Origin of the sequence: Nocardia speluncae NBRC 108251 (genome assembly GCF_001613245.1) — a bacterium.
Lineage (GTDB): Bacteria > Actinomycetota > Actinomycetes > Mycobacteriales > Mycobacteriaceae > Nocardia > Nocardia speluncae.
The window spans coordinates 123298-135232 of sequence record NZ_BDBZ01000033.1 but is presented as its reverse complement, the minus strand read 5'-3'; the positions used below and the strand labels follow the sequence as shown (position 1 = coordinate 135232).

Sequence of the window (11935 nt, the reverse complement as noted above, 5' to 3'; positions counted from 1 at the left end):
GGCCGGGGTCAGCCGATGGCATCGGCCAGCGCTTCGGCGTTGCGGGTCTGCCATGCCACGAAATCCAGCCCCGGCGGCAGCGTCTCGGTAACCTCGACCACCGGGATACCGGCCGCGTCGGCAGCCGCCCGCAGATCCTGGCTGACTTTGTCCTCGGTCTGGACGTTGTAGATCAGTACCTCGATCTGCCGGCCGTTGATCAGGTCGCGGGTCGCGGCGACGGCTGCCGGGGCGGGATCGGTTTCCTGCTCGATTGCTTCCTGGTAGTCGCCCGGTGTCCGGTCGACGGTACCGGCGTCCTGGAGCAGGTAGTACGCCAGCGGTTCGGTCTGCAGCACCGGCGTACCGGGGTGCGCGCCGGCGGTCCGGTCGGTGAGGGTGGTGACCGCATCGAGTCGGCCGGTGAATTCTGCTGCGCGATCGGTATAGCCCTGCGCGTGCTCGGGGTCGAGTTCGCCGAGTGCGGTGCCGATCTCCTCGGCTACCAGTGCGACGGTCTCCATGTCGTACCAGACGTGCTCGTTCGTATCGTTCGCGATGGTGCTGTCGCGGGTCGCGACGGCTTCGACGGCGCGCTGTCCGCGGCCCTCGATCGCCTTCGCCATGAATTCGTCGTAGTGGCCGCCGTTGTACACCACCAGATCGGCGTCGCTGATCTGCGCGGATTCGGCCGCGGAGGTTTCGTGGGAATGCGGGTCGGCGGCAGGATCGGAGATGATCGCCGAAACTTCCGCGTCCGGCCCGGCTACCGCGCTCGCAATATCAGCCCATACATTGGTTGACACAACCACCTGTGGTTTGCCCGAATCGTTGCCGGTGTCACCGCAGGCGGTGAGTGCCGCGGCCGTCGCCACACCGACGGTGAGTAGTAAGGCGCTACGAGCAGATTTCAGAGACACGGCGTACCTACCAAAAAGTTTAATGGAAATCGTTTCCGTTTTACTTTAGCAGGGGACGGGAGGTCTTCTGAACCGACCGTCCAGTGTCTAACGGTCGCGTTCGGCGGTGCGTCTACCCGCACCCGACCCCACCCGTCGCGTTTCACCGGGCGGCTCGGCTGGGCTCACTCGACCCAGAGCGGCGCAATTCGTTCCGTCGCTCTGGGTCGAGTACGTCCCTATCGCTCAGGCACCGAGCAGTTGGGCGCAGCGCAGCAGGCCCAGATGGCTGTACGCCTGGGGATGATTACCGAGGGACCGCTCGGCGACCGGGTCGTACTCCTCGCTGAGCAGCCCCGTCGGACCCGCCACGTCCACGAGTTGCGCGAACAGTGCTTCGGCGTCGGACCGTTTACCGATCAGCAGATAGGCCTCCACGAGCCAAGCCGCGCACAGGTGGAACCCGCCTTCGCCGCCGGGCAGCCCGTCGTCGTGGTGGTACCGGTAGACGGTGGAACCGCTGCGCAATTCGGCCTCGGTGGCCACAACCGTCGCCGCGAACCGGGGGTCGGCGGGATCGATCAGGCCGCTGAGCCCGATATGCAGGGTCGCCGCGTCGAGGTCGATGCCGTCGTAGGCGGCGGTGTAGGACTGGACCTCGTCGTTCCAGCCCTTGGCCTTCACCTCGTCGGCGATGGTTTCGCGCAGCGGCAGCCAGTCGGCGTCGACGGGGCGGTCGAACTTCTCGGCGAGGGTGAGCGCGCGGTCCACCGTGAGCCAGCCCATCACCTTCGAGTACACGTGGTGGCGGGGATTGCCGCGGATCTCCCAGATGCCGTGGTCGGGCTCGGTCCACCGCCGCTGCACCGCCGACACCATGGCGTGTACCAGTTCCCAATCTGCGTCGGGCAGCACCTTGCGGGGATCGGTGATGCCCTGTTTCTCCCGGGCGTGGGCGAGGCTGGTGATCAGGTCCACGATGGGGCCGAAGACGTCCAGCTGAACCTGCATATTCGCCGCGTTGCCGACCCGGACCGGACGCGATCCGGCGTAGCCGGGCAGCTGATCGATCACCGCTTCCGGGGGCAATGTTTCGCCGTAGATGGTGTACAGCGGGTGCAACCGCTCGGGACCGGGCAGGGTTTCCAGTACACGATGCACCCAATCCAGGTATTGCTCGGCTTCGCCTACGGAACCCAGCGAGACCAGTGCGCTCGCAGTCAACGCGGCGTCACGCAACCAGCAGTAGCGGTAATCCCAGTTGCGTACGCCGCCGATATCCTCGGGCAGCGAGGTGGTGGCCGCCGCCAGGATGGAACCGGACGGGGCATGCACCAGACCGCGCAGGGTGAGTGCGGAACGCTTCATCAGGTCGGGTTTGAGCGCCGGCAGGTCCAGCGTGCGTGCCCATTCCGACCAGTAGAGTTCCGCTATCCGGCGGCGTTCCGGTTCGCTGGTCGCGGCCGGGCCGAGATCCTTCGAACCGCAGCGCAGTTCCAGGATCACCGGCCCCTGTGACGGGTCGACAACCGCGGTGGCCGAATCGTGCACACCATCGCTGTGGATCTCCCAAGCGACCCCGGGGGAGCGCAGTACCACCGGGTCGTTGGTTCCCCATACCCGCAGTCCGTCGCGTTCCACCTCGATGGAGACCGGCACCTGGCCGAATTCGGGCCGCGGCGCGAAGGTCACCTGGGCCGAGGTGGTGCCGGTGATCACCCGGGTGAGGTCGGTGCGATCCGGGTCCACGTCGTGCGGGAGATAGTCGACGACCGACAGTTTCGCCCAGCGGGTCTCCACCGTCATGGTGCTATCGATGTACCGCTGCGAGAGCGGTAGGCCCGGCCGTTGCGGGGTGATCGAGAAATGGCCGGCATCGAGTCCGCCGAGCAGATGCGCGAATACCGCCGCGGAATCCGGTTCGGGATGGCAGAACCAGGTCACTGTGGCGTCCGGGGTGAGTAATGCCACCGAACGCGGGCTGGCGAGCATGCTCAGGCGTTCGATCGGCGGCGCGCTGGCGCCGGCCAGCCAGGTCCGGCGTTCCTCCAGCAGGTAGGCGAGGGCATGCGAGACCGCTTCGGTGCTGTCCACTCGATACTTGGCCAGCGATTCGCCATCGCCGACCTTGATGCCGATATCGGGACCGGCCAGGACCCGGAAGGCTTTCTCATCGGTGACATCGTCACCGAAGAACACCGCGGCGGAGGCGCTTTCCTGATGCCGCACGGTACTCAGCGCGGAACCCTTGTCGGTGGGGACCACCGCGAGTTCGATCACGGCTTTACCTTCGGTCACCTGCACGCCGACCCACGACGCCGGACCCTGCCGGGCCTGGTTGAGCGCGCGGCGCCCCACCTCGGGTGCCGCGTTGCGCACATGCAGCGCGACACTGGCCGGTTTGACCTCGACGGAGGCGCCGGTATTCGCCGCGGCGATCTTGCTCAGGGCCGTGACCACTTCCCGAAGCAACTGTCTGGCGTCGTTGTCGATGGCATGGACGAAACCTACGTCGAATTCCGAGCCGTGGCTGCCGATCAACTGCACTTCTACCGGCAGTCGAGACAGTGCGGCGAGGTCGCGTAGGGCGCGGCCGGAGATGACCGCGGCCGTGGTGCCGGTGAGCCCGGCCAGCGCGCGTAATGCCCGGACGGACTCACCGTGCGGGTAGGCCTTGGCCGGATCGGAGACGATGGGCGCGAGGGTCCCGTCGTAGTCCGATGCGACCAGTAGCCGAGGCACGCGCGCGACTGTCGCCAGCGCTCGGCGGAGTTCCAGTGGCAGATCCTGTGCGCTCACGCATCCAACCTATTGATCGGAGTTTTCGTTAAGAGGGGGCGCGCATGACAATACTGTGTCGTCAGCGCCCGTCCGATTCGGCGGGAAGTGCGGGCGGCTGCCTGCGAAGCCCACACGGATCATCGTAGCTGCCGGGGCGGGCCCGGCGGTCGTGGCCCGAGGCAGGCTCGTTCGGTCAGGTACGGCTGCCGAGCAGCAGGTCGACGGTCAACTCCAGGCGTTCGGAGACGTCGGTCGCCGATGCTCGGCGAGTGAGCCAGGCGACCAGATTCGACAGCCACACATCGCTGATCACGCGGGCGATGGCGAGCTGGCGTTCGGTAGGGTCGCCGTCGTTCATGGCACGTGCGAACACCCGGTCCATCACTTTGCCGACCCGGTCCACCTCGGCGGCCGCCGAGGCGTCGGCGAACATGAACGCGCGGGTCATCGCTTCGGTGAGCAGCGGGTCGCGCTGCATCATGCGGGTGATCTGGGAGAGCAGCATATGCATCCGCTCCTCCGGCGTTTTGCCGGCGAGCGGTTTGCGCTTGCCCTCGAACTGCTCGAATTCCCGGGCCAGGGCCGAGACCAGTAGATGTACCTTGGACGGAAAATATCGGTACAGGGTGCCCACCGCGACATCGGCGCGTTCGGCGACAGCCCGCATCTGCACCGCGTCGTAGCCGCCCTTCGAGGCCAGGGCCAGGGTGGCGTCCAGGATCCGCTTGCGCCGCTCCCGCTGAGCCGTCGAGCTCAGTTCGTCCTCCCGCAGCGTGGTGACGGGTGTGCTCGAGGACGCATCCGAATCGCCGGGCCGGGGACGGGAGGGGCTGGCCATGGACGGGCGTCCTTTCCGTGACGTGGTCGAGCGCGAGCGCGGCCGGTGGGATCGTGCCTTGACTTCCGCCCGCCGTGGATATTAGAACATGTTCTAGGTGTGGGAGTCACGCCGGAAAGGCGGGATGGACTGTGACCATCGCCACCACTGACGAGCATAAAGCCGTTCAACAGTCGATGAACGGGTGGGCCGCGGCGGCCCAACCGATTGCAACAATGCGGGCCCAGACCACTGGCTTCTGGCGTTCGTACTGGCCAACGCTGACCGAGCTCGGAATCTTCCGAGTAGCGGTGGCCGAGGAGGCGGGCGGCGCGGGCGGATCGGTGACCGATCTGGCCGTGTTCCTCGAGCAGGCGGCGCACGATATGGTCGGCGGCCCGGTGCTGACCACGGCGGCGGCCGGCTACGTGACCGCCGGCGCACTACCGGAGGAACAACCCTGCGGGATCGCGCTGGATACGGTGGTCGCCGACAAAGCCGAGCCGGCGTCGGCGCCGGAGCTACGGCCGGATGGTGACGGGAGCCTGCTGAGCGGTACCTGGGAAACGGTGCTCGGCGCCGAATCCGGTACCGCGGTGCTGCTGCCGGTCGACACCCCGGACGGCCGGCGCTGGTGCCTGCTGCCGCCGGATACGGCCGGGCTGCAACTGGAGCCGCTGGAATCGCTCGACCTGGCGACTCCGCTGGCCCGGGTCCGCTGTACCGATGCGCGGGTGGATGCCGCGGCGCTGTTCGCGCCCGCCTACGCCGTCGAAGACCTGCTGGTCGCGCTGGCCGTGGCCGAACTCGCGGGAGTGACCGGCTGGTGCCTGTCCACCGCCGTCGAATACGCGAAGGTCCGTGAGCAGTTCGGTCGCAGTATCGGTTCGTTCCAGGCCGTGAAACATATCTGCGCGTGGATGCTGTGCCGGACCGAACTGATCCGGGCGGTCGCGGCCGACGCCGCGGCAGCCGTGGACACCGGCGCCGCCGAACTGCCCATCGCCGCCGCGATCGCCGCGACCATCAGTCTCGACGCCGCGGTGGAAACCGCCAAGGACTGCATCCAGGTGCTCGGTGGTATCGGGTTCACCTGGGAGCACGACGCGCACCTGTACCTCCGCCGGGCGGTGGCGCTGCGCCAGTTGCTCGGCGGCGAATCGTACTGGCGTAGCCGGGTCACGGAACTGACCCGCGCCGGGCAGCGGCGCACCACGGGCGCCGACCGGGTCTTCGCCGATGCGGCCGCCGTGGGCGGAACCGATACCGGCGCCGATACCGGCGAACTCGCCACCGAAGTGGCCCGGATCGCCGCTCTGCCGGCCGGCGAACAGCGCACCGCACTGGCCGAAGCCGGCCTGATCATGGCGCACTGGCCCGAGCCCTACGGCCGCGCGGCCGACCCGATGACCGGCCTGGTGATCTCCGAGGAGCTGCGCCGCGCGGGTCTGACGGTGCCCGATCTGACCATCGGGGGCTGGGCGATCCCGACCCTGCTGCAGCACGGAACACCCGAGCAGATCGAACGTTTCGCCTGGCCGACCCTGCGCGGTGAGGTGGTCTGGTGTCAGCTGTTCAGCGAACCCGGCGCCGGTTCCGACCTCGCCGCGCTGCGCACGAGCGCCGAACGCACCGACGGTGGCTGGATCCTGCGCGGCCAGAAGGTGTGGACCTCGCTGGCGAAGGAAGCGAACTGGGCGATCTGCCTGGCCCGCACCGATCCGGCCGCACCGAAACACAAGGGCATCAGCTACTTCCTGGTGGATATGCGCAGTGCCGGGATCGATATCCGGCCACTGGTACAGATCACCGGCGAGGCACGGTTCAGCGAAGTGTTCCTCGACGAGGTGTTCGTACCGGACGACTGTGTGGTCGGCGCGCTGGGCAACGGCTGGAAGATCGCCCGCTCCACGCTGTCGGCGGAGCGGGTCGCCATGAGCGGTAACGGGATCGGTCCCGCGCTGGAGGAACTGATCACCAAACTGCCGGCCACCGGGCGGGGGTCGGAACTGATCAACGACCGGCTGGGTGGTTTCGTTGCCGACGCGATCGCCGGATTGCTGCTGGAACAGCGTGCGGCGGTGCGGATCCTGGCCGGCGCCGACCCGAGCGCACAGAGCAGTGTGCGCAAACTGGTGGGCGTTCGGCACCGGCAGGCGGTCGCCGAGTTCGCGGTACAGGTGGCCGGCCCGGCCGGTGCGCGAACGACCGAGGACACCTCGGAATTCCTGCTCACCCGCTGTCTGTCGATTGCGGGCGGAACCGAGCAGATCCTGTTGACCGTGGCCGCCGAGCGGATCTTGGGCTTGCCCCGCGACGCGGCCGGCTAGTTCGTGCGACGACTGGAGAGCAGAACGTGGACTTCACCCGAGACGAAGCTCAGGAGGCGGTGGCCGAGGTCGTCGTCGGACTCCTCGAGCGACAGGCAGCGCGCGACAGCGCGCTGTGGCCCGAACTGGCCGCGACCGGACTGCTGTCGGTAGCGCTACCGGAGCGGTTCGGTGGCGACGACATGGGTATCGACGCGGTATCGGTGCTGCTGACCGAACTGGCCACCGACGCGGTGGCCGCACCTGCCCTGCCCACTCTGGGGTTCGGTGTCCTGACGCTGCTGGGCGCGGTACCCGAAAATGTGGCGGCGGAGGTGTTCCCGGCGGTCGCCGAGGGGGCGGTGCTCACCGCCGCCATCAGCGAGCCCGGTGCGCCGTTGACCACCGAGCCCACCACCAAAGCCGAAGCCTTCGGCGATACGGTGCGGATCACCGGATACAAGGTGGCGGTGCCGTGCGCGGATCAGGCCCGCTGGCTCCTGGTCACCACGGATTCCGGGGTCGCCATCGTCGATGCGAAGGCAGCGGGCGTGTCGTGCGCGCCGTCCTCGGTATCCGGCGGGCTCCCCGAGTTCTCGGTGAAACTCGACGCGGTGGAGATCCCGGCCGACCGGTTGCTGGCCGATGCCGGCCCGCGGCTGCACCGGGTCGTACTCGCCACCATCGGCGCCGTCGCCGACGGCCTGCTCTCGGGCGCGGTGAAACTGACTGCCGCGCATGTGGGCACCCGGCAGCAGTTCAACCGGCCGCTGGCGGAGTTCCAGGCGGTCGCTCAGCAGATCGCGGACCTGTATGTGGTCTCGCGTACCCTGCACGTCGCGGCGGTTTCCGCGAACTGGGCGCTGGGGCGCAACGATCCGAGCCCCGAACAGCAGCAGCGGATCGACGATGATCTGAACGTGCTGGCCTATACCGTGGCCGCGGAATTGCCGCGCGCCATGCAGAAATGTCATCACCTGCACGGCGGTATCGGAGTGGATGTCACCCACTCCATGCATCGCTACTACTCACAGTCCAAGGACCTCGCCCGCTGGCTGGGCGGCGCCGCACTGCGGCTCGAACGATTGGGGGCAGGGTGTTCATCGATCTGACCAGCGAACAACGCAAACTACGTGACGATCTGCGCGCCTATTTCGCCGATCTCGTCACCCCGGAAGAGGCCGCCGCGATGTCGGTCAACCGGCACGGCGACGCCTACCGCGCCGTGGTCCGCCGGATGGGCCACGACGGCTGGCTCGGTGTCGGCTGGCCGAAGGAGTACGGCGGGCACGGGTACGGCCCGGTCGAACAGCAGATCTTCTACAACGAGGCGTCCCGCGCCGATGTCCCGCTGCCGCTGGTCACCCTGCTGACCGTCGGCCCGACACTGCAGCAGTTCGGCACGCAGGAGCAGAAAGACAAGTTCCTGCCCGGAATCCTCTCCGGCGATATCCATTTCGCCATCGGATACTCCGAGCCGGAAGCCGGCACCGATCTCGCCGCGCTGCGGACGAGCGCGGTCACCGACGATTCCGGCGACTGGGTCGTCAACGGCCAGAAGATCTTCACCACCGGCGCGCACGAGGCCGATTACATCTGGCTGGCCTGCCGCACCGGTTCGGTGGAATCGCGGCATCGCGGGATCACCATTCTGATCGCCGATACCACGGATCCGGGCTATTCCTGGACCCCGATCATCACCGCCGACGGCGCACACCACACCAACGCCACCTACTTCGACGATGTCCGGGTTCCGGCGAGCATGCTGGTGGGCGAGGAGAACAAGGGCTGGCGGTTGATCACCACCCAGCTCAACCACGAGCGGGTGAGCCTGGGGCCGTCCGGCAAGATCGAACAGCTCTACGACAAGGTCCGCGATTGGGCGAAGCCGCGGGCGATCCTCGACGAACCCGAGGCGCAGCGCGCGCTGGGCCGCATCCACGCCATGACCCGGCTCAACGAACTGCTGAACTGGCAGGTGGCGGCCACCGCAGAGGATCCCAACACCGATCAGTCGCAGGTCATCGCGGATGCTTCGGCAACCAAGATCTTCTCCACGGAATCGCTGCAGGAAGCCGGCCGGCTGGCCGAAGAGGTCGTGGGTCGTTTCGGCGATCCGGCCGATCCGGCCACCGCGGAACTGCTGGGCTGGCTGGACCGGCGCACCAAACAGAACCTGGTGGTGACCTTCGGCGGCGGCGTCAACGAGGTCATGCGCGAACTCGTCGCCTCCGCGGGCCTGAAACTGCCCCGGGTCCCACGTTGACCGGGTTCGGCCGGATCCCGTGCCCCACCCTCTATCCCTAAGGAGCAGTTCCTTGCCGGATATCAGTACGCCGGAAGAGATCACCGCGGCCGCGGAGAAGATCATGGCGGCCGGCGCCAGCGCGCCCAGGCTCGGCCGTGACCCGGTGAACCAGCCGATGATCAACAACTGGGTGGAGGCCCTGGGCGATACCAACCCGGTGTACGTCGACGAGGCCGCCGCCGCGGCGGCCGGGTTCGACGGGATCGTCGCTCCGCCGGCCATGGCCCAGGTGTGGACCATGCTGGGGCTGGGCGGCAGCCGCCCGGCCGACGATCCCATGGAAGCCACCAACGCCCTGCTCGATTCCGCGGGCTACACCTCCGTGGTCGGCACCAACTGCGAACAGATCTACCACCGCTACCTGCGGCCCGGCGAAGAGGTGAACATCACCAGCGCGCTGGACAGTATCGTGGGCCCGAAGAAGACCGGGCTGGGCGAAGGGTTCTTCCTCACCTACCGCACCAGCTGGTACGTCGGCGACGAACTCGTCACCGAAATGCTGTTCCGCATCCTGAAATTCGCGCCCGGTACCGGTGCGCCCCCGAAGCCGTCGGCAGCCGACCGCGTCCGCCCGCTGGTCTCTCAGGACACCGAATTCTTCTGGGACGGGGTGAAAGCCCGCGAGCTGCGCATCCAGAAGCTGCCCGACGGCACGCTGCGCCACCCGCCCGTTCCCGCGATCTGGCAGGACAAGACCGAACCGGTCGACTACGTCGTCGCCTCCGGCAAGGGCACCGTGTTCAGTTTCGTAGTGCACCACGCCCCCAAGGTTCCCGGCCGCGACCTGCCGTTCGTGGTAGCGCTGGTGGAACTCGAGGAGGGGGTGCGGATGCTGGGCGAACTGCGCGGTATCGAACCCGGCAAGGTCGACGTGGGACTGGCCGTCGTCGCCGATTTCGAAAAACTGGACGACGATACGGTGCTGCCGTTCTGGAAGGTGATCCCGTGACGACAACATTCGACCCGGCGGCCGTCGCGGTGGGCACCGAACTGCCCGAACTGTCGATCCACGCCGACCCGACCTTCGTGATCAGCACCGCCCTGGCCACCCGGGATTTCCAGGATGTGCACCACGACCGGGACAAGGCGATCGAGCGCGGTTCGAAGGATATTTTCGTCAACATCCTCACCGATACCGGTCTGGTGCAGCGGTTCGTCACCGACTGGGCGGGTCCGAGCACGGTGGTGAAATCCATTTCGCTGCGACTCGGTGTGCCGCTCTACGCCTACGACACCCTCACACTCACCGGAAAGGTGACGGCCGTCGAGGGCTCCGAAGTGCAGCTCGAGATCGTGGGCAAGGACAGCCTCGGCGATCACATCGTCGCGAAGGCAGTTATCGATATCGCGCGGTGTGGCGGGGGGACGGCATGAGCGAGCGGAATACAGGCGTAGCGAGGGCGGCAGCGGCCCGCGGAACGAGGAACGCGTGAGCAACTCAGATCATCCACTGTCCGGCCGGGCCGCCATCGCGGGTATCGGCGCCACCGATTTCTCCAAGGAATCCGGCCGTAGCGAACTGCGGCTGGCCGCGGAAGCGGTGACCGCCGCGCTCGCCGACGCCGGACTCACCCCGGCCGATGTCGACGGCCTGACCACCTTCACGATGGATACGAACCTGCAGGTCGCGGTCGCGCGGGCAACGGGTATTCCGCAGCTGAAGTTCTTCAGCCATATCGGTTACGGCGGCGGCGCGGCCTGCGCCACCGTGCAGCAGGCGGCGATGGCGGTGGCCACCGGTGTCGCGGATGTGGTGGTGGCCTACCGGGCGTTCAACGAACGTTCGGTATCGCGATTCGGGCAGTTCTCCAGCTCGCTGGCCGCGGCGCCGACCTCGTCCGGGATCGACGCGGGCTGGTCGTATCCGCACGGTCTGGGAACCCCTGCCGCGCAGGTCGCCATGGTGGCGCGCCGATATATGCACGTCTACGGCGCGACGAGCGCCGACTTCGGGCGGGTCGCCGTCGCCGACCGCAAACACGCCGCGGTGAACCCGAACGCCTTCTTCTACAACAAGCCGATCACCCTCGAAGACCACCAGAAGTCGCGCTGGATCGCCGAACCGCTACACCTGCTGGACTGCTGCCAGGAATCCGACGGCGGGGTCGCGATCGTGGTGACCAGTGCGGAACGGGCCCGGGACCTGCCCAACCCGGCTGCCGTGATCACCGCCGCCGCACAGGGCAGCGGGGCCGACCAGTACGTGATGACCAGCTATTACCGCGATGCGCTCACCGGGCTTCCGGAAATGGGGCTGGTCGGTGACCAGCTGTGGCAACAGAGCGGTTTACGCCCCGACGATATCCAGACCGCAATTCTGTACGACCACTTCACTCCATTTGTGCTCATGCAGCTGGAGGAGCTGGGTTTCTGCGGGCGTGGTGAGGCGAAGGATTTCATTGCCGGCGGGGCAATCGAAATCGGTGGAAAACTACCGATCAACACCCATGGCGGACAATTGGGTGAGGCGTATATCCACGGGATGAACGGTATCGCCGAAGGGGTTCGGCAATTGCGCGGAACCTCGGTGAACCAGGTCGAAAAGGTGGAGAACGTACTGGTCACCGCCGGTACCGGGGTGCCGACCTCGGGATTGGTGCTCAGCGCCGACCACGCCGCCTGAGCCGCTACCGGGCGGGCCCGAGCCGAGCCGTATCGCGGTTCGGTCGGGTGCCGCCTGCGACGTGGTCCGCAGAGTTTGCGGGCCCGTCGCGGCACAGCGAGCTGCTGACCTGCTCCGGATGGCGCCCTGGGCGACTGTGCTCGTGTCGTGCGCGCGTCGGTAGCGGCCCGGGGCGCCCGCGTGCCGAGGCCGCGCCGGGGCGTGCTTTTCGTCAATCCT

9 protein-coding genes are annotated in these 11935 nt (G+C 67.5%); 6 read left to right on the top strand and 3 right to left on the bottom strand.

Annotated features, from left to right (window positions below):
* Nucleotides 1–8: 8 nt before the first annotated feature.
* From NS6_RS24200 to kstR, 3 genes are all read right to left on the bottom strand, one after another.
* Nucleotides 9–899 (bottom strand): metal ABC transporter solute-binding protein, Zn/Mn family, encoded by an 891-nt coding sequence (locus NS6_RS24200; protein ID WP_068045712.1) that lies wholly within the window; start codon nt 897–899, stop codon nt 9–11.
* 225 nt (nt 900–1124) lie between these two features.
* A complete protein-coding gene (gene otsB / locus NS6_RS24195; RefSeq protein ID WP_068045710.1) occupies nt 1125–3677 on the bottom strand; it encodes a trehalose-phosphatase in 2553 nt (850 codons plus the stop codon).
* A gap of 175 nt (nt 3678–3852) precedes the next feature.
* The gene (gene kstR / locus NS6_RS24190; protein ID WP_068045707.1) at nt 3853–4497 is read right to left on the bottom strand and encodes a cholesterol catabolism transcriptional regulator KstR; all 645 of its coding nucleotides are present in this window, start codon (nt 4495–4497) and stop codon (nt 3853–3855) included.
* Nucleotides 4498–4628: 131 nt separating this feature from the next.
* On the opposite strand from kstR, the gene NS6_RS24185 reads away from it, so the two are divergent.
* The 6 genes from NS6_RS24185 to NS6_RS24160 all read left to right on the top strand — a co-directional run bounded on the left by NS6_RS24185 (nt 4629) and on the right by NS6_RS24160 (nt 11716).
* On the top strand, nt 4629–6806 hold the full coding sequence (locus NS6_RS24185; protein WP_068045704.1) for an acyl-CoA dehydrogenase family protein: 2178 nt from the start codon (nt 4629–4631) through the stop codon (nt 6804–6806).
* 26 nt (nt 6807–6832) lie between these two features.
* On the top strand, nt 6833–7897 hold the full coding sequence (locus tag NS6_RS24180; protein ID WP_068045701.1) for an acyl-CoA dehydrogenase family protein: 1065 nt from the start codon (nt 6833–6835) through the stop codon (nt 7895–7897).
* Nucleotides 7882–9051, top strand: a complete 1170-nt coding sequence (locus NS6_RS24175; protein WP_068045699.1) for an acyl-CoA dehydrogenase family protein — start codon at nt 7882–7884, stop codon at nt 9049–9051. The genes NS6_RS24180 and NS6_RS24175 overlap by 16 nt, the downstream gene beginning before the upstream one ends.
* 103 nt (nt 9052–9154) lie before the next feature.
* Nucleotides 9155–10042 (top strand): bifunctional MaoC family dehydratase N-terminal/OB-fold nucleic acid binding domain-containing protein, encoded by an 888-nt coding sequence (locus NS6_RS24170; protein WP_068045899.1) that lies wholly within the window; start codon nt 9155–9157, stop codon nt 10040–10042.
* Nucleotides 10039–10467 (top strand): MaoC family dehydratase, encoded by a 429-nt coding sequence (locus NS6_RS24165; RefSeq protein ID WP_068045697.1) that lies wholly within the window; start codon nt 10039–10041, stop codon nt 10465–10467. The genes NS6_RS24170 and NS6_RS24165 overlap by 4 nt, the downstream gene beginning before the upstream one ends.
* Before the next feature lie 55 nt (nt 10468–10522).
* Nucleotides 10523–11716 (top strand): lipid-transfer protein, encoded by a 1194-nt coding sequence (locus NS6_RS24160; protein ID WP_084471374.1) that lies wholly within the window; start codon nt 10523–10525, stop codon nt 11714–11716.
* The last annotated feature ends 219 nt before the right edge of the window (nt 11717–11935 follow it).

What these genes read in the sequence shown, in the direction of transcription:
- kstR (WP_068045707.1), bottom strand. Translation starts at nt 4,497, where the DNA reads ATGGCCAGCCCCTCCCGTCCCCGGCCCGGCGATTCGGATGCGTCCTCG.
- NS6_RS24170 (WP_068045899.1), top strand. Translation starts at nt 9,155, where the DNA reads ATGGCGGCCGGCGCCAGCGCGCCCAGGCTCGGCCGTGACCCGGTGAAC.